We start from the raw sequence: 23,281 nt of genomic DNA, 5'->3' as shown, positions 1-23,281 counted from the left end.
ACCTCTTTTAATCTAATTGTTTTAGATTATTACTATACCCAACCTCTGAATACTCGATCAAAAATGTTCATATATTCAGCATGGATATATCAAATAAGACAAAACCCCGTTATCTAGATAACGGGGTTTTCATTTCTCAAAGATATGAGACTATCTATCAACAACTTAATCTCAACGTACCAAAGTAGTTGATGCATTAAGCCGTTTGAATAATCTGCAATATATAATTATGAGTAGTTAGGCAGCAAGAATTATTTTAATTCTACTGTAGCGCCTACTTCTTCTAAAGCTTCTTTAAGTTTTTCAGCTTCGTCTTTAGCAAGAGCTTCTTTAATTACTTTAGGAGCTCCGTCAACTAATTCTTTAGCATCTTTAAGACCTAAGCCAGTAGCTTCTTTAACAGCTTTAACGACTTTGATTTTAGATGATCCAGCTGAAGTTAATTCAACGTCAAATTCAGTTTTTTCAGCTGCTGCGTCTCCGCCTGCTGCTGCACCTGCTGCTGCTACTGGAGCTGCTGCAGTTACACCAAATTCTTCTTCAATTGCTTTTACTAAGTCGTTTAATTCTAAAACTGACATTTCTTTAATTGCTTCAATGATTTGTTCTTGATTAGCCATTTTAATATTCCTCCATTAATTTTAATTAGTTTATGCGCAATTATTCAGCGCTTTCTTCTTTAGAATCTTTTTCTTCTCCAATTGCTTTAACTGCATAAGCGAAGTTGCGGACTGGAGCTTGTAATACTGATAAAAGCATAGAAACAAGACCGTCGTGTGATGGTAATGAACCAACAGTGTTAACTTCTTCTGCTGTAATAACATTGCCTTCCATAACACCTGTTTTAATTTCTAATGCTTGATGTTCTTTTGCAAATCCTGCGATAACTTTTGCTGGAGCAACAACATCTTCTGTTGAAGTAGCAACTGCAGTAGGACCTACTAAGAATTCATCTAAACCGTCGATACCAGCTTGTTCAGCTGCACGGCGAACCATAGTGTTTTTCAATACTTTGTATTCTACACCAGCTTCACGTAATTGCGAACGTAATTCAGTTACTTCAGCAACAGTTAGACCACGATAGTCAACGATAACTGTAGATACTGAGTTTTTTAATTGTTCAGCAATGATATCAACTTCTTGTTTTTTTGCATCGATGATAGCAGACATTTAGACACCTCCATAGATTTTAGTTTTGGTGCTTTTAATTTTGAAATTCTAAAGTACAGCTACTGCTAAACTTTAGGCAATCCAATAAAAAAAGCACTTTCTACCCGTGGCAAAAAGTGCTTGAAAGATCTAAATTCTCACGTTCAAGTCAATTTTAGCCTCGGTAGGATTAATTTTTAAGTTATTACTAACTCCTACTGTCTTAGGTAAAATAATACATTAACCAATATAACTAAATTAATGTACTCTGTCAATATTTTTTTAAAGACTGAAAGCAAAACTTTCAGCCTTTAATATTTATTTTATGATAATTTGAAGCTTGAAGTATCGATTTTAACTCCAGGGCCCATTGTTGTAGTTATAGCAACAGACTTGAAGTACGTACCTTTAGCTGAAGCAGGCTTCGCTTTAGTTAATACGTCTTGTAAAGTTTTGAAGTTTTCAACAAGTTTGTCAGTATCAAATGATGTTTTACCAATTGATGCATGTACAATACCTGATTTTTCAGCACGGTATTCAACTTTACCAGCTTTGATTTCTTCAACTGCTTTTTTAACGTCCATTGTTACTGTTCCAGTTTTAGGGTTTGGCATTAAACCTTTTGGTCCTAATACGCGACCAAGTTTACCAACTTCGCCCATCATGTCTGGTGTAGCTACTACTACGTCAAAGTCAAACCAACCTTGTTGGATTTTCTCAACATATTCACCTTCACCTACGAAGTCAGCACCTGCAGCTTCTGCTTCAGTTGCTTTTTCTCCTTTTGCGAATACTAATACACGTTGTGATTTACCAGTACCGTTTGGAAGCACTACTGCTCCACGGATTTGTTGATCATTTTTACGAGTATCAATACCTAAACGGAATGCTACTTCAACTGATGCGTCAAAGTTAGCGATGTTTGTCTCTTTAGCTAGTTCAAAAGCTTCTTGTACACTGTAGTGTTTTAAGCGGTCGATTTTACTAGCTGCTTCTTGATATCTTTTGCTTTTTTTAGCCATTTCATGTTCCTCCTTTAGTGGTTTTAGCGGAATTTCCTCCCACATTTACTTGCTTTCACAAGCTAAGAGCAGATAACAGTGAGGCAAAGTTGTATTTTATCGTAGGGGCTAAAATAACCCTTTAATAAATGACATCTCACCTCATACTACGACAATATTGAACGCTGTCATCATGTTTGTCATTTCTGTCATCTGCTTCTATCGTCAATCTATGTTTTCGTTATTCATTAAAATTATTGAACTGTGATACCCATACTACGAGCAGTACCTTCGATAATACGCATAGCTGCTTCTTCGTCTGCAGCATTTAAATCTTGCATTTTTTGGTTTGCAATTTCACGTACTTGATCTTTAGTTACTGAAGCAACTTTGTTTTTATTAGGTTCGCCTGAACCTTTTTCAACGCCTGCTGCTTTTTTAAGTAGTACTGGAGCCGGTGGTGTTTTTGTAATAAATGTAAATGAACGGTCTTCATAAACACTGATTTCTACCGGAATAATTAAACCTGCGTCTTCTTGTGTACGTGCGTTGAATTCCTTACAGAATCCCATAATATTCACACCTGCTTGACCTAATGCTGGACCAACTGGTGGTGCTGGATTTGCTTTACCTGCAGGAATTTGTAATTTAACAACTTTTTCTACTTTTTTAGCCACGATGTGCACCTCCTTGATATCGTGATGTGGTCACAGGACTGAGTTTTGTCCTCCCACTCTTCTACATTTCGTGACGAAATGAACGCTCTATGAGCGCGACCACAGTATTATAACATTAATGTTTTATATAAAGCAATGGTAAATTGTAATTTTTTTATAGTACAAGAGAGACATCAAATTTTCCCTTCTCTTAATGTACGAGCTTTAACTCAGGTATTCTTGAACGTCATTTTCGGTTTGAAAGCCCAAGTAAAACGACACCCACACAATTAAAGTGATAAGTGCCGCCTATTACAAATACTATGCATTGCGTTTAAATTTATAGTTTTTCAACTTGATCAAATTCTACTTCAACTGGCGTTTCTCTACCAAACATGTCTACAAGAACAGTAAGTTTGAATTTATCTGTTTCAATTTCTTGAACTTCTCCAACTTGATTCGCAAATGGACCTGATTTTATTCTCACTTGCTCACCTAGTTCGATTTGAACATCAATTGTTTTTTCCTTCATACCCATTTGTTTAAGGATGAAGCGCGCTTCTTCCGGAAGTAATGGGTTAGGTTTGGATCCCGCACCTGCTGAACCAACAAAACCTGTTACACCTGGTGTATTTCTAACTATGTACCATGATTCATCAGTCATTACTAATTCAACTAATACATAACCTGGAAACGTCTTTTTAGTTAAAGTTTTAGCTTTTCCATCTTTAACTTGCGTTTCCTCTTCTTCTGGTATCACTACTCTGAATATTTGTTCCGTCATATTCATAGATTCCACACGTTTTTCTAAATTCTGCTTCACTTTATTCTCGTAACCAGAGTAAGTATGCACTGCATACCAACGCTTTGCGCCAACTTCTTCAGACATGTCGTCACTCCTATCTATTTAATTAACTCTATAATTCTACCAATTCCTAAGTCTAAGGCATAGAAGAACACTAAGAAAAATACTACTGTAGCTACCACAATGACCGTATACTTAAATAATTCTTCTTTTGTCGGCCAACTCGTTTTTTCCATTTCCGACTTAACGCCTTGGAAGAAATTCTCTTTTTTAGCCATTTATAAGACCTCCGTATAGTTCGTTATTCCTTATTTGCTTATTTCAGGCAACAAATCAAGCATATACAATACAACTAGCTCAATATGAACGTGTATAAACACTCAATTGCTTTTAATATATTTTTGTTATTTCGATTCCTTATGCAACGTATGTGCATTACATCTCGGACAATGTTTTTTTAGCTCTAGTCTAGATGTAAGATTACTTTGTTTGGGAACGTTATAATTTCTATTACCACACACTTCACAACTTAATGGTACTTTCTTCATTAGACTTCCCCTTACTCATTATAATACCAATCTACTATACATAACTTCTGAGTCAATTGTCAATCAACAATCATGTAACAATGCTCTAGCTGAGGGTTATTTTAAAGCTTAAATATCACTTCTTAATATAGCTTCCATTTTAAAATTAAGTTTCAATTTCATTTTACAACGTTGTATCGCATTGTAAACCACTTTGACCTGCATATCTAATGCAGTTGCTATTTCGTTAGGTTTATAGCCATTCAATAAGTAAACAACTACAGTTTGTTCTAAATGGGTTAAGTTGACCATACTTTTTTGTAATCTAATACCAATATCTACAGCAATAATATACGTATCTAGCGGTCGCTCACTCTTACTATAGTTATAACTAACCATATACTCATTAATTAACATCGACTGACGTTCGTAGCCATAAAGCTTTTGACGTAAATAATCATTTTTCACATTTTTAATAACTCTATTCACATAATGCTCAATAGGAATATCCGCTTCAAAATCAAAATGCTTAAATGCTCTGTATAGTTTAATAAGTACATCTTGGCATAAGTCATCTTGGTCATTTGGATGTATTGAATAATGCTTCAGCCGTAAACGAATTACAGGTAAAAACATCTGTAAAATCTGAGGCACGTCATTATATCTTAGACCTTGTTTATAATCGCTAGTTGTTTGTTCTTCGTTGTTAAAAGTTTCCTCTTGCATGACAAGTTCCTTTCTTCGTAAAAGTAAAGCAAGCATACCTGTCATGTTATTAAAAAATCAAACTGCATTATATTTATTTGTGATTATCACCGCGTCTAAGTTTCTCAAATTCTTCTAAAATTTCATTTGAAAGTTCGATACGGGTCCTAGGCTTTTGTTCATTAAAACCATCTAACTTCTTAGAAACAGATAACTCATTCTCTCTCAGGTCTCTCCACATTTCTCTTGAAGATACACGATACGCACCTGCACCAAAAATCGCATGCTGTTCGCTCATATCACTTGTTACAACTGTAATATGACGCGTGTGCTTATCGTACAAGTCATAAACATATCGTTCTATATAGCTATCTGCAGTTTCTTTTTCCTTAGTAAATATCGTTTTTACGCCATGATACATATATTCTGAATGTGCACCAGCTTGATCATAAGCATCAAATACACAGACAACTTCATCTGCAATAACTGCATTATAATTTGCAATTGCAGTAAGTAATTGGTCGCGCGCTTCTTCTAGGTTATCTTTTGCTATACGACTTAATTCTTGTGAGTGCCCAATCATGTTATATCCATCAATGATTAAATAACGATCCTTCATGCCTTATCCCCAATCGCATTTCTCTTGCGGAATACTTCATACATCATCAGACTCGCAGCAACAGATGCATTAAGACTATTCACATGACCTACCATCGGAATATTGATATAGAAGTCACATTTCTCTTTAACCAAGCGACTCATACCTTGACCTTCACTACCTATAACTATCGCAAGTGGCATGCCCGCATCCATTTCTCTGTAATCCGTAGAATTTTCCGCTTCTGTGCCTACTACCCAATATCCATTGTCTTTAAGGACTTCGATCGTATTAGCCAAATTAGTTACGCGCATCACTGGGATGTGTTGAATCGCACCTGTTGATGCTTTAGCAACAGTTTGTGTTAATGCGACAGAACGACGTTTGGGTATAATCACTCCGTCTACACCTGATGCGTCAGCCGTTCTTAATATTGACCCTAAATTGTGCGGATCTTCTAACCCATCTAAGATTAACACGGTTGATAGTTTATCTTGTTCTTTTTGCGTTGCTAAAAACGCATCGAAATCTGCATACTCATAAGGTGCGATATATGCCGCAATTCCTTGATGTGGCGCGTCAGATAAATTGTCGATTTTTGATTTTGGTACTGATTGTACTATGATTTTTTTACTATTTGCTAATTTTAAAATTTCATTTATTTGGCCTTTTTTGATTGTATCTTGTATTAAAATTTTATTAATTGTATGATCTGACACGATTGCTTCTTTGACTGCATGTCGACCAACAATAACGATTTCTTCCATAGTATCACTACCTTTCATTAACATTTTGGATGATGCACTCCAATAGTGCTGTTAAACGTTCTTGTTCTTTTTCCAAGTATAAATAGCCTATCACTGCTTCGAGTCCAGAACTTTTTCTATATGTTTGAATATCTGTATTTTTAGCCTTTGTATAACTCTTGGCATTACGACCACGGCGTACGATATCCAACTCTTCATCTGTAAACCATTCATTTTCAAGTAAAGCTTCTAACGTTTGTGCCTGACTTTTCGCAGATACATAACGCTTTGCTTCTTGATGCAATCCATTCGGCTTTGCTTTCAACTTCAATACAATATATGCTCTCACATGCTGGTCCAGGACCGCGTCGCCCATATATGCAAGTGTCAGTGGATTTAATAGTTTGTTATCCATATTAACCACGTTTAAATCTAACACCTTGAGGCGTATCTTCTAAAATAATATTTTGTGCTTTTAACTGGTCACGAATTTCATCAGCACGTGCAAAATCTTTATCTTTTCTAGCTTGGTTACGTTCTTCAATTAATGATTCAACCTCTTCATCCAATAATTCATCGCTATTTTCAGCTTTAAGCGGTACACCTAATACATCACTGAAAATTTGATACACTTCTTTGAAACGTTGAATAACTTGCGTAGAAGTTGTTTGTTCTAATACATATTTATTAGCTAATTTCGCTAAATCATACCACGCTGTAATCGCATTTGCCGTATTAAAATCATCATTCATTACTGTTTCAAACTGTTGAAGCACTTTATCAATTTCTAAAATATAAGCTTCTTGGTCTTCAATATTTGTAGCAATCGCTTCTCTTTCTACAATAGCTTGATAACTATTTCGTACACGTTCCAAGCCACTTTTCGCTGCTTCAACAAGTTCCATATTGTAATTAATTGGACTTCTATAATGCACACTAATCATGAAAAAGCGTAAGACATCAGGATCAATTTGTTTAATAATGTCATGCACTAATACAAAGTTTCCAAGTGATTTACTCATTTTTTCATTATCTATATTAATGAAGCCATTATGCATCCAATAATTTGCGAATGGTGCATGGTTATGTGCTTCAGATTGTGCAATTTCATTTTCATGATGAGGGAATTGTAAATCAGAACCACCTGCATGAATATCTATCGTTGCGCCAAGTTCATGGTATGCCATGACAGAACATTCTATGTGCCAACCCGGTCTACCTTCTCCAAATGGACTTTCCCAACTAATCTCACCAGGTTTTGCTTGCTTCCATAGTGTGAAATCAAGCGCATCTTCCTTTTGTTCACCTTGCTCAATACGTGCACCGACTTTTAAATCATTTAATGATTGGTGACTCAGCTTGCCATACCCATCAAATTTACGTGTTCTGAAATAAACGTCTCCACCACTCTCATATGCATAGCCTTCATCAACAAGTTCTTTAATAAATTGAATAATATCGTCCATATGATTCATTACACGCGGATTAGACGTGGCTTTTTTAACATTTAGAGCACCTACATCTTCATGAAAAGCTTTAATGTAGCGATCTGCAATCGTTTCTACAGATTCGTCTAACTCTTTAGAACGTTTTATTAATTTGTCATCTACATCAGTGAAATTAGATACATAAACGACTTCATATCCTTGATACTCGAAATATCTTCTAACTACATCATAATTGATAGCGGGTCTAGCATTTCCAATATGAATATAGTTATATACGGTTGGTCCGCAAACATACATTTTAACCTTACCTGGTTCGATAGGTTCGAACGTCTCTTTCTGGCGTGTTAATGTATTATATAATGTAATCATCTTGTATCTCTCCATTTCTTGTTTTCTCAAGTTGTTTTTCTAACTCTTTTAACTGCTCATAAATTGGATCTGGTAAATTGCGATGGTCGAATGTTTTTCCGATACGCTTACCATCTTGCTTAACAATATGACCCGGGATACCTACAACAGTTGAATAACTTGGCACCGTATTTAACACCACGGAATTCGCACCAATATTTACATTTGAATGAATTGTGATATTACCTAATACTTTAGCACCTGCAGCAATTAGTACATTATCGCCTATATCAGGGTGTCGTTTCCCTTTTTCTTTACCTGTACCACCTAAAGTCACACCTTGATAAATCGTTACGTTGTCACCTATTCGGCACGTTTCGCCAATGACTACACCCATACCATGGTCAATAAATAGACGTCTACCAATTTGCGCTCCTGGATGAATTTCTATACCTGTAAAAAAACGTGTGACTTGTGATATTAATCGTGCAAGTACGAATTTTTTCTTTTTATATAATTCATGTGCTATCAAATGACTCCATACTGCATGTATACCAGCATATGACGTCACAACTTCTAATGTTGTTCGTGCTGCAGGGTCTTGTTCAAACACCATATTCACATCATCTTTTATTCTTTTCAAAATTTTAAACAAGGTTGCTACCTCCTTATAAAAAAGCACCTCTAACTCAATTTGTTAGAGGCGCTTATGCACGGTTCCACTCTTATTTTTCATATAAGCCAGTACTTTCATCAATCAAACTAGTGATTACTGAAAAGCAACACAACTTACATGTACTCTTTAAAGTTATTTAATTCAAACTCAAAGGTGCATTCCGTAATTTCAGTGATGTGCTCACAGCAACCGCACACTCTCTTGACACTGTTCACCACTTACTAATCCTTTGGTAATTTCAACTATAATCATAGGTTGTTTAACATGATTTTTCAAGTGTTATCTATTTAACCTAATCTTTACAAATGTTTAGCTATTATACATATTTTTTCAAACGAGATAATACTTTATCTTTACCTAACACTTCGATAGTATTTGGTAATTCTGGGCCATGCATTTGTCCAGTTACAGCCACACGAATCGGCATGAACAACTGCTTACCTTTGATTCCCGTTTCTTTTTGTACTTCTTTAATTGTTTTTTTGATTTCTGCAGCTTCAAACGGTTCAAGCGCTTCTAATTTGTTGTATAGATGACTCATCAATTCTGGTACTTGTTTACCATTGATTATTTCTTGTTCGTCATCACCTAAGATTTGTTCATCACGGAAAAATAATTCAGATAACGGAACGATTTCTCCAGCATAACTCATTTCTTTTTGGTAAAGCGCAACGAGTTTACGTCCCCAATCTAAATCTGACTCACTAGGATTTTCTGGTAATAATTCAGCTTTGATTAAGTGTGGTAATGCCAATTCAAATACTGTTTCCGTATCTTTTTGTTTCATATATTGGTTATTAACCCAAGCAAGTTTCTGTTTGTCGAAAAATGCAGGCGACTTAGATAAACGTTTCTCATCAAAGATTTTAATAAAATCTTCTTTCGAATAGATTTCATCTTCGCCTTCTGGTGACCAACCTAATAATGTAATGAAGTTAAATAACGCTTCTGGTAAATAACCTAAATCACGATATTGTTCGATGAATTGTAAGATTTGTCCATCACGTTTACTTAATTTCTTACGTTCTTCATTTACGATTAATGACATATGAGCAAATCTTGGCGCTTCCCAACCAAATGTTTCATAAATCATTAACTGTTTTGGTGTATTGGAGATATGGTCGTCACCACGAATTACATCAGAGATTTCCATGTAATGATCATCAATAGCTACCGCAAAGTTATACGTAGGTACGCCATCTTTTTTAACGATGACCCAATCACCCATATTATTCGAGTCAAATGAAATTTCGCCTTTAACCATGTCGTCAAATGAATACGTTGTATCTTTTGGTACACGGAAACGGATTGATGGCTGACGCCCTTCCGCTTCAAATTGTTGACGTTCTTCCTCAGTCAAGTGTGCGTGTTTACCACCATAGCGTGGCATTTCCCCACGTTCAATTTGTTGCTGACGTTCTGCCTCTAATTCATCTTCTGTCATATAACATTTATATGCTTTGTCTTCATCCAATAATTGTTGAATAAGTGGGTTATAAATCTCTGCACGCTCTGATTGGCGATAAGGACCGTAGCCTTTATCTTTATCAACAGATTCGTCCCAATCGATGCCTAACCATTTTAAGTTATCAAATTGTGATGATTCTCCATCTGTTAAATTACGTTTACTATCCGTATCTTCTATACGAATAACAAAATCTCCATCATAATGTTTAGCAAATAAATAGTTGAATAATGCAGTTCTTGCATTACCGATATGCAAATATCCTGTTGGACTTGGCGCGTATCTTACTCTTACACGATCACTCATTATGTTCACTCCTGTTTTTATAATATTAATTATTATGTCGCATCTTATTCTCTAATTTCATGTTCCTAATAAACATCACATACTAGTCAAACGTCTGTTATCAATATTACATTCAAACCTACAATCTAACGCTCAACCAATGATTCGTTTATGATGCATCGCCTATTAATAATACCATAGCTTATTAATTTTTAAAGTATCTCTAAATAAACTTTTTCAACGCTATACTACCATCGCATCTATACTCTAACTAGCGCGGCAAGCATTACTTAGAAATACAATTTCGCTACCTATTGTAGCATTTTAACGCTAAATATGATAACACCGCGCTTATGTTCATGTTCGCTCTATGATAAATAGCTATTATCCAAACCGCTACCACATTAAAAAGGTTTCATGTGAAACTGTGACACTTCACACAAAACCTTATATAATTAATTTATTTTTTTCGCGAAAATAATTCTACCTGATGATGTTTGTAATAAACTAATGACTTCCAAATCTATATGTTCACCGATATGTTTTTTAGCATTATCTACAACCACCATTGTGCCATCATCTAAATAACCAACGGCTTGACCAGACTCTTTACCCATTTTCGTGAGCAATAAGTTGAAACGATCACCTTGATGTACTGACGGTTTAATCGCTTCTGATAAATCATTCACGTTCAATGCCTGTATTCCTTGAACATGGCACACTTTATTAAGATTAAAATCTGTAGTAATGATATGCGCACGATAGTGTTGCGCCAACTTAATCAACATTGCATCAATATCACTATGTGTCTTGGTCGGGTGAATAATTCGTGTTGGATGATTTGTATCATATAAGGAATTCAATATATCTAAACCACGTTGTCCTTTTTCACGTTTCACGCTATCGTTTGCATCTGCAATAATTTGTAGTTCGTTGATAACACCTTGTGGGATTAATATTTCTCCATCAATAAACCCACATTCGATAATATCTAAAATACGACCATCAATAATAGCACTTGTATCGATAATTTTGGGTACGGCATTACGTGCATTGATAGACATAGAACGCGCCATATTTTCTGGTAAAAATAGGAGCATCTCATCACGCTTACGTAAACCAAATTGAAAACCAAAATAACCTAAAATAATAGTGATAATAATTGGGACAAAATGGTTAATCACACTGTTTCCAATGATTTGAAATATAAAAGATATCATAACTGAAATAAGTAAGCCTATCATGAGGCCGATTGTTGCAAAAAGAATTTCGACTGCACTTTGACGCATAATGGTTTGTTCTAATTCTTTTAATGCATAAGTAGCTTTTTTAATAAACCAACCAAAAATCAAGAAAAATATAATAATCCCAAGCAAGCCATTAAAATATGTATTTGTTAATAATGGTAAGTCGCTCAGACCAGCATCATTTATAATTTCTGGTAGGAGATACACGCCCAAACTTGCACCTAAAATTATGTAGCACAAGATTACAATTAACCTTATCATATTCACAATTTAACACTCCTTTCTTTCTAAATTATTTTAACTTATCTTCTAATTTATATTTAGTGCTTTGTCAGTGCATATTTTAATGCTTCATGTACATTCTTTACACCTATGACTTTAATACCTTCAGGAAATTGCCAACCACCAATATTCGATTCTGGAATAATCGCACGTTTGAATCCTAATTTTTCAGCTTCTTGAACGCGCTGCTCGATACGTGACACACGTCGAACCTCACCAGTTAAACCAACTTCACCAATAAAACAATCTAAGCCATCAACAGTTAAGTCTTTGAAGCTTGAAGCAGTAGCCACGACAATTCCTAAATCTACTGCTGGTTCAGTAAGCCTTACACCACCAGCTACTTTGATATAAGCATCTTGTTGTTGCAATAAATAATTTTCTTTTTTCTCCAATACTGCCATCAACAGACTCAAGCGATTGTGATCAATACCTGTTGCCATACGTCTAGGGTTGTTGAATGTTGTTGGTGTCACCAATGCTTGAATTTCAATCAGAAGTGGTCTTGTTCCTTCCATAGTAGAAACAATCGTCGAACCTGGCACATTTGTCGAACGCTCTTCTAGGAACATTTCTGACGGGTTACGAACGCCTTTCAAACCTGTTTGTTTCATCTCAAAAATACCCATTTCATTCGTTGAACCAAAACGGTTTTTCACTGCTCTTAAAATACGATATGCATGATGCTCATCACCTTCGAAATAAAGAACTGTATCTACCATGTGTTCCAACAAACGTGGACCAGCTATTTGACCTTCTTTGGTAACATGACCAACGATAAACGTCGCTATGTTCATTTGTTTCGCAATATTCATCAAACTCTGAGTACTTTCTCTAACTTGAGAGACCGAACCAGGTGCCGAACTAATTTCCGGATGGAACACGGTTTGAATCGAATCGACGACTAACAAGTCAGGCTTAATTTGTTTAACTGTTTCGTGAATGATTTCTAAATCCGTTTCCGCAAAAACATTTAATTCGCTTGAATCTTCATCCAATCTTTCAGCTCTCAGTTTCGTTTGATTTAACGATTCTTCACCCGTAATATATAACACATTCTTAGATTGTGATAACGCTGCACATATTTGCAAGAGTAATGTAGATTTACCAATCCCTGGATCCCCACCAATCAAGACGAGTGAACCATTTACAATTCCTCCACCCAGCACGCGGTTAAACTCTTCTGAATTCGTCTTCACTCTTGGTGTCGTTTCATGTTTTATCTCATTTAATTTTTGTACTTTAGAAACGTTGTCTCGACTGCGCACGCCATGCTTTGGACTTGCTGCCTTTTGTTCAACAATTTCTTCCATTTGATTCCAACCACCACAATTTGGACATTTCCCCATCCACTTAGGTGACTGGTAACCACATGCCATACATTCAAAAATCACTTTCTTTTTAGCCAAAACAGCACCTCCATCTTTCCTTGAACAAATCTATTTTAAACCTCTATCTCTTTAAAAACAAATTTTATTCTTAATAAATTAATTCACCCAGTTTATAATCATAAAGCTTAGTAGAAATTTTAAATAATCATACTATTTTTCAAGTTATTGTTATAAAATACCATGCAGTGCATTTTAGTACCAATAATAATACAATTTCTATTGAAAAATTTATAATTATAGTACACGCGCCTCATATACTTACATCCAAAAACTAAAGAGCCTCCCAAATATGAATACACATATTTGGGAGGCTCTTTTAAATTTCGTTATACCTTTTTATGATTCTGTTGTTTCTTTTTCTTCTTTTGTATCTTTTCTTTCAGTAATATCATATTTGAATTCTTTGCCATCGTGATCAATTTTAACTTCTTTACCTTCAATTTGGTTACCATCTAAAATTAATTCACTTAGGTTATCTTCAACTGTTTTTTGAATGGCACGAATCAATGGTCTTGCACCATACTCTGGATCATAACCTTCTTCAGCAATTTTTTCTTTCGCCGCTTCTGTAACTGTAATATTGATATCTTGTTCTGAAAGACGGTTTGTAAGTTTGTTAACCATCATAGTCACAATTTGTTTCAATTCATCTTTAGAAAGTTTGTGGAATACAATGATATCGTCAACACGGTTTAAGAACTCTGGACGGAAAGCATTTTTCAATTCTTTCATCATAGTTTTACGAATTGATTCATAATCTTGACCTTCTGACGCACCGCCGAATCCAGCAAAACGCTGATCTTGTAATTCTTGCGCACCAACGTTAGATGTCATAATAATAACTGTATTGCGGAAATCGACACGACGACCTTTGGTATCCGTTAAATGACCATCGTCTAACACTTGTAACAGAATGTTAAATACATCTGGATGTGCTTTTTCAATTTCATCAAAAAGGATGACTGAATATGGTTTGCGTCTAACTTTTTCAGTAAGTTGTCCACCATCATCATGGCCTACGTAACCTGGAGGTGCACCAACTAAACGGCTGACAGCATGTTTCTCCATAAATTCACTCATATCAACACGAATCATGGCATCATCTTCACCAAACATAGACTCTGCTAATGCACGTGCTAACTCAGTCTTACCTACACCTGTAGGACCTAGGAAAATGAAACTACCAATTGGACGTTTAGGATCTTTCAATCCAGCTCTAGCACGTCTCACTGCTTTACTGATAGAAGTAACCGCATCTTTTTGTCCAATTACTCTATTGTGTAACGTATCTTCCAAGTTTAACAGGCGATCTGATTCCGTTTCATTAATTTTAGTTAGTGGAATACCTGTCCAACCAGCAATAACTTCGCCAATATCTTCTTCAGATAATGATGTGTTATCGCCATTTTGAGCATTTTTCCAATTATTATTTGCTTCTTCATATTGTTTTTCTAACTTCGTTTGTTTATCACGTAAGTTCGCTGCATTTTCAAATTCTTGCGCATGAACCGCGGCATCTTTTTCATTTTTAACTTGTTCAATTTGTTGTTCTAGTTCTTTTAAGTTTGGTGGTGTTGTATGACTTTTTAGTCTTACTTTTGAACTTGCTTCATCAATTAAATCGATTGCTTTATCAGGTAAGAAGCGATCTGAAACATAGCGATGACTTAATTTTGCTGCTGCTTCTAGTGCTTCATCTGAAATATTGATACGGTGATGCGCTTCATAACGATCACGTAAGCCTTTTAAGATTTCAATTGTATCTTCTACAGTAGGCTCATCAACTTGAACTGGTTGGAAACGACGTTCAAGTGCAGCGTCTTTTTCGATATTTTTACGGTATTCATCTAATGTCGTTGCACCAATACATTGTAATTCACCACGTGCCAATGCTGGTTTAAGAATATTTGATGCATCGATAGCACCTTCTGCACCACCAGCACCAACTAATGTGTGCAATTCGTCGATAAATAGAATAACGTTACCCGCTTGATGGATTTCTTCCATTACTTTTTTCAAACGTTCTTCAAATTCACCACGATATTTGGTACCAGCAACAACAGTTCCCATATCTAGTGACATTACACGTTTGCCTTTTAGTGTTTCAGGTACTTCATTATTAACAATCGCTTGTGCTAAGCCTTCTGCGATTGCAGTTTTACCTACACCTGGTTCACCAATCAATACTGGATTATTTTTCGTACGGCGACTTAATACCTCAATAACTCTCGTAATTTCTTTATCTCTACCAATTACGGGATCCAACGTACCGTCTTTCGCAATAACCGTTAAATCTCTTGCAAGACTATCTAGTGTTGGCGTGTTATTAGATTTACTTGCTTGTGCGTTTTTGTTACTCATTTCGGGGCTACCCAATGCTTTCACTACTTGCGCGCGTGCTTTTGTAATATTTAAATCTAGATTAGCAAATACACGTGCTGCCACACCTTCATTTTCTCTGATTAGTCCAAGTAAAATGTGTTCTGTACCAACAAAGTTATGGTGTAATTTTCTTGCTTCATCCATTGATAGCTCAATGACTTTTTTCGCACGTGGTGTATAATGTAATGCACCCATTTGCTCCTGTCCATGGCCGATGAGTTTTTCAACTTCTTCAACCACTTTTTCTTCAGTAATATCAAAGGATTCTAATACTTTCGCAGCAATTCCTTCTGGTTCTTTCATTAAGCCTAAAAGTAAATGCTCTGTTCCTATATTTGAATGGTTTAAGCGAATTGCCTCTTCTTGAGCATGTGCTAACACACGTTGTGCTCTCTCTGTTAATCTTCCAAATAACATTGCGTAACCTCCTAGTTTATATGTTCTCTTAATATATCGGCTCGTTTCTCATTAACTGTTCGTTCATCTTCTTCATCCAATAAAAATGGTGATTGTATCGCAACCATCAATTCATTGAATTTAAAATTATCTAATTCAATGTATTCTAAATCTATTCCTAACTTCACTTCACTCAACCTTAGTGAGGCCTCTTCCATAGATATCAGTCTACTATATTTTAATATTCCTAACGAACGATACACTCTATCTAACGTTTCAGTGTGATTATGGCGGTTCAATCGTTGTCGGATTTGCATTTCTTCATTAATAATTTGTTGAACAACTTCGGATAAACTTTCAATAATGTCTTCTTCATTTTTCCCAAGTGTCAATTGATTGGAAATCTGATATATATGACCATAAACTTGTGAACCTTCTCCATAAATTCCTCTAATCGTAAATCCAAAACGATTTATCGTTTGAGCGATACGATTCATCCGTTTCATGATAGCTAAACCTGGTAAATGCAACATGACACTTGCCCGCATACCAGTACCTATATTTGTCGGACAGGTTGTTAAATAGCCTAATGTTTCATCAAAGCTCACGTCTAATTCAGCATCCAGTCGATCATCAATTTCTGACGCTTTCTCATAAAGTGAAGATAATGACAAATCATTACCCATTGCTTGAATTCGAATATGATCTTCTTCATTCACCATAATACTTAATGACTCATCATCATTAAGCAATACAGCTGAAGCTGGTTGTTTAATTAATTCCGGACTAATAAGATGTTTCGCCACAAGTTTATATTTATTCTGCTGATCCATCGCGTCTAAGCGCTGAACAGTCAAATCGGGAAGCGCATCTTGTACTTCATTAATAACTCTATAACCATCTTGTTCAGATGGAAACATGAGCGGATGTACATAATTTTCAAGATTTCTTGCCAATCTTATTCTTGAGGACATTACGATTGGACTTTCCTCTTTATCTCGCATCCATTCACTCATATACGCACTGATGTCATTACTCATCACGTTTCACCTCACTTTGATCTCTCAACGCCTTGATTTCGTCACGTACAACGGCTGCTTCTTCAAAGTTTTGGGTTTCTATTAAGTGATTCAAATATGCAGTTTGTTCTTCAATTTGTTTTTTTAAGGCTAGTTTTCTATGTGATGATTTAGGTGTTTTACCAACGTGTTCTATTTGACCGCCTTGTACACGTCGTACTATATCGACAATGTCTTCTTTAAATGTCGCATAGCAATCCGCACAACCAAATTTACCAACATGTGCGATATCCTTTAATGTCATTTGGCAAGTAGGACAACGCTTTTCTTCTTTAAATGTAATTTCATCAAAATCAATGCCATGTTTTGCAGCTAGATGTTGCAAAATCTGTTTAACAACAAAAGCACCTTCAATATCATCTTGTGGTGCAATTTGTTGATTTTGCGTCCAAGGGTTACCACCTTGTGCACATGTAGCGCAAACCCATTTTTCATTGATGCCATCTTGACCTTTAACTGCCAATTTCACTTCCGCTTCATTTAAATGACAATTTTCGCATAGCACGGCGAACCACCTCGCTTTAATAATAATTTATAACATGTAATAAGCGTTTAATTATATTTGCACGGATGATATCTCTCGATAATACATCCATCTTCAAAGTCTCTCTATCAATAACTGCATATATCATTTTTGCTTCTCGTTCAGTAATGTACGCTTTATCTAATAGCCCATCAACAATATAATACGCTTGTTGTTGAGAAATGGATGGCCCGATTAACTGAAGCAGATGATTAATGTAACCTGTTTCGTCTCTGTTTTCTATCTTGGTGATACGGATATAACCACCGCCACCTCTTTTACTTTCAATCTCGTAACCATGCTCATTTGTAAAACGTGTCTTAATTACATAATTGAGCTGAGAAGGCACACAGTCAAAACGCTGTGCAATGTTCGCACGTTGAATTTCTACAACGTCTTCATTGGTGTCTTCAAATAATTTTTTAATGTATTGTTCTATGATGTCTGACATATTATGCATGATTATCACCTCTTTTGACCTTCTTTGACTATATTATATGACCAACTTTGACCTTTTTCAACCAATATGTTTTAGAAATTTTAAAATAAATATGTAAGTGCTATCAATTTTATTGTATTATAGATATTAAGAAAAATTAAAAGGGATGAATAACTTATGCATATTATTATTGGTTTAATTGGGATAGCAATCTTTCTTGCATTAGCGTTTCTATTTAGCTCAGATAGAAAAAATATCCGTTGGCAATACATAGGCTTATTACTTGTTATACAACTGGTATTTGCATTTATATTACTTAAAACAAAATTTGGTATCACAGTCATTGGCGGCATCTCATTTGGCTTTAACTATTTATTACAACAAGCTGCTCAAGGTGTGAATTTTGTTTTTGGCGGATTTGAATTTGTTGATCCAAAAAATCCACCGTTCTTCTTTAACGTATTATTACCAATCGTATTTATTTCAGCATTAATCGGTATTTTACAATATACACGTATTTTACCGTTAATTATTAATTTATTAGGTATCGCGATTTCAAAAATCAACGGTATGGGGCGTTTAGAGTCTTATAATGCTGTAGCTGCAGCTATTTTAGGACAATCCGAAGTATTCATTTCTTTAAAACATGAATTAGCTCACATTTCAAAACAACGCCTATATACATTAACTGCATCTGCAATGTCTACAGTATCAGCGTCTATCATCGGTGCATACTTTACACTGATTGAACCGCGTTATGTCGTAACAGCAGTCGTGTTAAACCTCTTCGGCGGTTTCATCATCGCATCTATTATCAACCCTTATAGAGTTGATCCTGAAGAAGATAAACGTATTGTGGCAGAAAGTAAAATTGAGAAACAATCATTCTTCGAAATGTTGGGTGAGTACATCTTAGATGGATTTAAAGTTGCCGTTATCGTTGGTGCTATGTTAATTGGTTACATTGCAATCATTGCATTACTTAATGGTGTCGTAAGTGCCATCTTCACTTGGGTTTCTGGTGGCAGTATTACTTGGGATTTCCAAACGCTAATTGGTTTCGTATTTGCACCATTTGCTTTCTTAATTGGTGTGCCATGGCACGATGCTGTACAAGCTGGTTCGATTATGGCAACAAAATTATTATCAAATGAGTTCGTTGCAATGCAAAGCTTGAACCAAGCGAAAGATATAAGTGACCACGCTAAAGGAGTTATCTCAGTCTTCGTTGTGTCATTTGCAAACTTTAGCTCAATTGGTATTATTGCTGGTGCAATCAAATCACTAAATAGTGAAAAAGGAGATGTTGTCGCACGATTCGGATTAAAACTATTATTCGGTGCAACATTAGTATCATTCATTTCAGCAGCAATCGCAGGATTTTTCATCTAAACATAAATTCAAAAAGCAGTAGGGTATATGCCCTACTGCTTTTTTCATGACTCATTTAATTATTTTTTGAACATGTGGGTTTGACGATTTTTTCAATGAAATATTGTGTCACTCTATAATCATCTGTAAGTTCAGGATGGAATGAAACGCCTAAATAGCGATCCTCTTGAACAGCTACAATCTTTTCACCAACCCTACTAAGTACTGACGCTTCTCCATGAGTTGCTTCAATATGTGGCGCTCTAATAAATACACCTTCAATATCTGGAGCAATCCCTTGCACATCTAATTCACTTTCGAAACTATCGACTTGTCTGCCAAATGAATTTCTTTGTACTGTGATATCTAGTTTATTTAAGTATCCTTCTTCACCCACTATTTGTTTAGCCAAGACAATCAAGCCAGCACATGTTCCAAACATTGGCAGTTCTGATTGTTGTAAAGCATCTTTAAAACCATACAAATCCATTAATCTACGTAATGTCGTAGACTCACCACCTGGTAAAATTAGACCATCAATCGTTGCTAATTGCTCAACGCGTTTAATTGCTACACCTTCATGACCACTCAATTCAATATGATGTATGTGCTCTCTCACTGCGCCTTGCAATGCTAATACACCAATCTTCATTTTACCAACCACGCTCTTGCATACGTTCTTCTAATGATAACTCATTGATATCTAAGCCTTTCATTGCTGTACCCAATTCCTTAGCTAAACGACCAATCAATTCATAATCTTGATAGTGCGTTGTTGCTTGGACAATTGCTTTAGCGAATTTTTCAGGATCTTCAGATTTAAAAATACCTGATCCAACAAAGACACCATCTGCACCTAATTCCATCATTAAAGCAGCATCTTGAGGTGTTGCAACACCACCAGCCGCAAAGTTTACAACAGGTAACTTACCATTTTCTTTAATATTTTTTAGCACTTCAAAAGGCGCCCCAATATTTTTAGCTTCTGTCATAATTTCATCATCGTTCATAACCGTTAAACGACTTACTTCTGAGTTTACTTGACGCATATGTCTCACAGCTTCCACAATGTTACCTGTACCTGGCTCACCTTTCGTACGTAACATCGCTGCACCTTCACCAATACGACGCGCTGCTTCGCCTAAATTACGACAGCCACATACAAATGGTACTGTGAATGTATCTTTACGCAAGTGGTATTCTTCATCAGCAGGTGTCAATACTTCTGATTCATCAATATAGTCCACACCCATTGATTCAAGTACACGAGCTTCAGTGATATGTCCGATACGACCTTTAGCCATAACAGGAATTGATACAGCATTCATAACTTCTTCAATAATTTTTGGATTAGCCATACGTGCAACTCCACCTGCAGCTCTAATATCAGAAGGCACACGTTCCAATGCCATAACTGCTACAGCACCTGCTTCTTCTGCAATTTTAGCTTGTTCTGCATTGACAACGTCCATGATGACGCCACCTTTTTGCATTTCTGCCATTCCTCTTTTTACTCTTTCTGATCCAGTAACTTTAGACATATATGTATTTCCCCTTTACTTAGTTGATTAAATTCATTTTAAAAGATAAACTGGTATTTAAAAAGGTACAATTTAAAAATAATTTAAGAGGTCAGTTTAAATGTCAAAATCACATTTATATATAAATCTATATGAAAATTTAAAGCGTCAAATTATTGAAGGTCAATATAGCTCTGGTGATAAGTTCCCTTCAAAACGTGCACTAGGACAACATCTATCTTTAAGCAATACCACAATTGAACATGCCTATCAATTTCTACTTGATGAGGGGTATATCTATTCAAAACCACGTTCAGGTTATTTTGTTTCAGACATCGAAACGCTACCTATAATTACTAAAAATAATACTCACACAATACAAAAGGTAACTAATGAACATTCGGATGATGGTAAAACACATTTCAAATATGCGTTTAACGTATCTGAAATTGATACTGAATACTTTCCAATGCAACAATTTAGAAAATACGCTCGTGATGTATTTGATGACAACCAAATTAACTTGCTACAACATGCTAATCCAGATGGAGATTGGTCATTAAGACAAGAAATCGCACATTACTTATTTAATAGCAGAGGCGTGTCTTGTCATCCAGAACAAATTATTATAGGTTCCTCAACTGAACAATTAATCAATTTACTTACCGACATACTTAACAAAGAGCAATTCAATATTGAAAATCCAAGCTATCCACCTATTAAGCAAGTACTTGATAAAAAGCAAATATCATATATGCAAGTACCTGTTGCCCAATCTGGTATAGATATGTCATATGTAAATAAATCTCAAAATAACATTACCTACGTCACTCCATCACATCAATTTCCTACAGGTTATGTTATGAATTTAAAAAAACGTATCCAACTTATCAATTGGGCACGTCAAAGTGAAGAAAGATATATTATTGAAGATGATTATGATTCTGAATTTCGTTATTTTGAAAAACCTATACCCGCACTTCAAAGTTTAGATACAGAAGATAAAGTAATATACATGAGCACATTTTCAAAATCTCTATTTCCTAGTTGCAGAATTGCATATCTTGTCTTACCTAAAAAATTATTAAATCATTATAAATCCATAGAAAATAAAGAAGGAAATACTGTACCAACACATATGCAAAAAATTATCGCTAATTTCATGCAATCCGGTAGTTTTGATCGTCATTTGAATAAAATGAGAAAAGTGTATAAAAATAAGCTTTCCTTAATTACCGAAAAACTTAAAAAATACGAAGATCAATTATATATTGATGGTGCATTAGCAGGTATGCACTTTACTTTAACTGTGACGAATGGTTTATCATTAGAACAATGTTTACTGAATGCCAAAAATAACAGTTTAAAAATCACACCATTCTCTCTCTATGATCCTACTGAATCGACTGTAAAATTCATACTCGGATTTGGTGGTATACCCTATTCTCAGATAGAAGCACATGCAGATGCATTAATAAAAAGCCTATGTCAATAAATGATGCGTGAACACCACTATGCCAAGAAAGCTATATTAAATAGATAAGTAATATTTTGAATCCGCTGATTAACTTTCATCATTCGATAAAGTGTTACTTTTCAATTTATTGAATTTAGTAACACTTATGCAAGCGGTTAGCCGCTTGCAACATTCGAATTGTGTACTCACTTCATATTTTTTTAATCCGCTAGTAAATTCCACACATTACGCACTACCTCACAATTTCATTATATATAGTAGTCCTTATGTATGAGCAAATGCTCTGCGTTCCTTTTTATTTACTCGTATCTTTTCTCTCTTTCGTGCTTTCCTTGCTCACTTACCACTTGTAAGCTCGCTTCGTCCATCGCTCAGTTCGGCAGCTTCAAACGCTTTCTCATATCAGTTTATTTTTAATTCTTCGACTCAAAATTAGCAATTCACATAAAAAAAGAGACCTCTCGGTCTCGGCTCATCGCATCCTATTAATGCTGCCTGGCAACGTCCTACTCTTGCGGAACGTAAGTCTGCTACCTTCGGCGCTAAGGAGCTTTTTCTGTCATGAGACAAGCGCTCGCATCTCTTCTCTCTTTCACGCTTTCCTTGCTCACTTACCACTTGTAAGCTCGCTTCGTCCATCGCTCAGTTCGGCAGCTTCAAACGCTTTCTCATAACAGTTTATTTTTAATTCTTCGACTCAAAATTAGCAATTCACATAAAAAAAGAGACCTCTCGGTCTCGGCTCATCGCATCCTATTAATGCTG

At 35.5% G+C, this 23,281-nt stretch carries 24 protein-coding genes and 1 other annotated feature; of the genes, 2 read left to right on the top strand and 22 right to left on the bottom strand.

All coding sequences use genetic code 11. From position 1 onward, the window contains the following. Window positions 1-251: 251 nt before the first annotated feature. The 20 genes from rplL to ACSULM_RS09205 form a co-directional block, all read right to left on the bottom strand. Entirely contained in the window at window positions 252-620 is a 369-nt protein-coding gene (gene rplL / locus ACSULM_RS09300) for a 50S ribosomal protein L7/L12 (RefSeq protein ID WP_069994182.1), read from the bottom strand. Window positions 621-660: 40 nt separating this feature from the next. Continuing rightward, a complete protein-coding gene (rplJ, locus tag ACSULM_RS09295) occupies window positions 661-1,170 on the bottom strand; it encodes a 50S ribosomal protein L10 (RefSeq protein WP_436862330.1) in 510 nt (169 codons plus the stop codon). A 78-nt stretch (window positions 1,171-1,248) separates the two neighbouring features. After that, window positions 1,249-1,395, bottom strand: a sequence feature (ribosomal protein L10 leader region). 77 nt (window positions 1,396-1,472) lie between these two features. Further along, a complete protein-coding gene (rplA, locus tag ACSULM_RS09290; protein WP_436862328.1) occupies window positions 1,473-2,171 on the bottom strand; it encodes a 50S ribosomal protein L1 in 699 nt (232 codons plus the stop codon). Window positions 2,172-2,404: 233 nt separating this feature from the next. Further along, entirely contained in the window at window positions 2,405-2,827 is a 423-nt protein-coding gene (gene rplK, locus ACSULM_RS09285) for a 50S ribosomal protein L11 (protein ID WP_046837699.1), read from the bottom strand. Window positions 2,828-3,146: 319 nt separating this feature from the next. Next, window positions 3,147-3,695 (bottom strand): transcription termination/antitermination protein NusG, encoded by a 549-nt coding sequence (gene nusG, locus ACSULM_RS09280; RefSeq protein ID WP_436854870.1) that lies wholly within the window; start codon window positions 3,693-3,695, stop codon window positions 3,147-3,149. A 14-nt stretch (window positions 3,696-3,709) separates the two neighbouring features. After that, complete coding sequence (gene secE / locus ACSULM_RS09275) at window positions 3,710-3,889, bottom strand: preprotein translocase subunit SecE (protein WP_002484168.1); 180 nt, start codon at window positions 3,887-3,889, stop codon at window positions 3,710-3,712. A gap of 126 nt (window positions 3,890-4,015) precedes the next feature. Continuing rightward, window positions 4,016-4,159 (bottom strand): 50S ribosomal protein L33, encoded by a 144-nt coding sequence (gene rpmG / locus ACSULM_RS09270; RefSeq protein ID WP_070014052.1) that lies wholly within the window; start codon window positions 4,157-4,159, stop codon window positions 4,016-4,018. A 108-nt stretch (window positions 4,160-4,267) separates the two neighbouring features. Further along, on the bottom strand, window positions 4,268-4,864 hold the full coding sequence (locus ACSULM_RS09265) for a sigma-70 family RNA polymerase sigma factor (protein ID WP_436862326.1): 597 nt from the start codon (window positions 4,862-4,864) through the stop codon (window positions 4,268-4,270). Between the two features lie 73 nt (window positions 4,865-4,937). Continuing rightward, complete coding sequence (locus ACSULM_RS09260; RefSeq protein WP_436862324.1) at window positions 4,938-5,462, bottom strand: NYN domain-containing protein; 525 nt, start codon at window positions 5,460-5,462, stop codon at window positions 4,938-4,940. Beyond that, the gene (gene rlmB / locus ACSULM_RS09255; RefSeq protein WP_436855344.1) at window positions 5,459-6,208 is read right to left on the bottom strand and encodes a 23S rRNA (guanosine(2251)-2'-O)-methyltransferase RlmB; all 750 of its coding nucleotides are present in this window, start codon (window positions 6,206-6,208) and stop codon (window positions 5,459-5,461) included. The genes ACSULM_RS09260 and rlmB overlap by 4 nt, the downstream gene beginning before the upstream one ends. Window positions 6,209-6,215: 7 nt before the next feature. After that, complete coding sequence (locus ACSULM_RS09250) at window positions 6,216-6,602, bottom strand: Mini-ribonuclease 3 (RefSeq protein WP_436862323.1); 387 nt, start codon at window positions 6,600-6,602, stop codon at window positions 6,216-6,218. A gap of 1 nt (window position 6,603) precedes the next feature. Continuing rightward, entirely contained in the window at window positions 6,604-8,004 is a 1,401-nt protein-coding gene (cysS, locus tag ACSULM_RS09245; RefSeq protein ID WP_436854867.1) for a cysteine--tRNA ligase, read from the bottom strand. Continuing rightward, the gene (gene cysE / locus ACSULM_RS09240) at window positions 7,988-8,629 is read right to left on the bottom strand and encodes a serine O-acetyltransferase (RefSeq protein ID WP_436855343.1); all 642 of its coding nucleotides are present in this window, start codon (window positions 8,627-8,629) and stop codon (window positions 7,988-7,990) included. The genes cysS and cysE overlap by 17 nt, the downstream gene beginning before the upstream one ends. Before the next feature lie 346 nt (window positions 8,630-8,975). Next, window positions 8,976-10,430 (bottom strand): glutamate--tRNA ligase, encoded by a 1,455-nt coding sequence (gltX, locus tag ACSULM_RS09235; RefSeq protein ID WP_436862321.1) that lies wholly within the window; start codon window positions 10,428-10,430, stop codon window positions 8,976-8,978. Window positions 10,431-10,864: 434 nt separating this feature from the next. After that, window positions 10,865-11,923, bottom strand: a complete 1,059-nt coding sequence (locus tag ACSULM_RS09230) for a PIN/TRAM domain-containing protein (RefSeq protein WP_436854865.1) — start codon at window positions 11,921-11,923, stop codon at window positions 10,865-10,867. A gap of 53 nt (window positions 11,924-11,976) precedes the next feature. Further along, complete coding sequence (gene radA, locus ACSULM_RS09225) at window positions 11,977-13,347, bottom strand: DNA repair protein RadA (protein ID WP_436854864.1); 1,371 nt, start codon at window positions 13,345-13,347, stop codon at window positions 11,977-11,979. Between the two features lie 318 nt (window positions 13,348-13,665). Then, on the bottom strand, window positions 13,666-16,128 hold the full coding sequence (locus ACSULM_RS09220; RefSeq protein WP_436862319.1) for an ATP-dependent Clp protease ATP-binding subunit: 2,463 nt from the start codon (window positions 16,126-16,128) through the stop codon (window positions 13,666-13,668). Window positions 16,129-16,139: 11 nt separating this feature from the next. Continuing rightward, window positions 16,140-17,147: a protein arginine kinase gene (locus tag ACSULM_RS09215; RefSeq protein ID WP_436862317.1), complete on the bottom strand. Its 1,008-nt coding sequence runs from the start codon at window positions 17,145-17,147 to the stop codon at window positions 16,140-16,142. Continuing rightward, entirely contained in the window at window positions 17,140-17,691 is a 552-nt protein-coding gene (locus ACSULM_RS09210) for a UvrB/UvrC motif-containing protein (RefSeq protein ID WP_436854860.1), read from the bottom strand. Before ACSULM_RS09210 ends, ACSULM_RS09215 begins: the two co-directional genes overlap by 8 nt. A gap of 16 nt (window positions 17,692-17,707) precedes the next feature. Further along, window positions 17,708-18,169, bottom strand: coding sequence for a CtsR family transcriptional regulator (locus ACSULM_RS09205; RefSeq protein ID WP_069994169.1), 462 nt, complete (start codon window positions 18,167-18,169; stop codon window positions 17,708-17,710). 156 nt (window positions 18,170-18,325) lie between these two features. Here ACSULM_RS09205 and ACSULM_RS09200 point away from each other — a divergent pair, with 156 nt between their 5' ends. Next, complete coding sequence (locus ACSULM_RS09200) at window positions 18,326-19,540, top strand: NupC/NupG family nucleoside CNT transporter (RefSeq protein ID WP_436862315.1); 1,215 nt, start codon at window positions 18,326-18,328, stop codon at window positions 19,538-19,540. A gap of 55 nt (window positions 19,541-19,595) precedes the next feature. Here ACSULM_RS09200 and pdxT read toward each other — a convergent pair whose 3' ends face one another. Continuing rightward, window positions 19,596-20,171 (bottom strand): pyridoxal 5'-phosphate synthase glutaminase subunit PdxT, encoded by a 576-nt coding sequence (gene pdxT / locus ACSULM_RS09195; RefSeq protein WP_436862313.1) that lies wholly within the window; start codon window positions 20,169-20,171, stop codon window positions 19,596-19,598. Window position 20,172: 1 nt separating this feature from the next. Next, window positions 20,173-21,060 (bottom strand): pyridoxal 5'-phosphate synthase lyase subunit PdxS, encoded by an 888-nt coding sequence (gene pdxS / locus ACSULM_RS09190; protein ID WP_069994166.1) that lies wholly within the window; start codon window positions 21,058-21,060, stop codon window positions 20,173-20,175. Window positions 21,061-21,160: 100 nt separating this feature from the next. Between pdxS and ACSULM_RS09185 the strand changes: the two genes are divergently transcribed. Beyond that, entirely contained in the window at window positions 21,161-22,534 is a 1,374-nt protein-coding gene (locus ACSULM_RS09185) for a PLP-dependent aminotransferase family protein (RefSeq protein WP_436862311.1), read from the top strand. Window positions 22,535-23,281: the final 747 nt, after the last annotated feature.

This window comes from Staphylococcus caeli (assembly GCF_051413795.1).
Lineage (GTDB): Bacteria > Bacillota > Bacilli > Staphylococcales > Staphylococcaceae > Staphylococcus > Staphylococcus caeli_A.
Note: the sequence above shows the minus strand (reverse complement) of the source record. Positions and strands in the feature narration are given on the sequence as shown.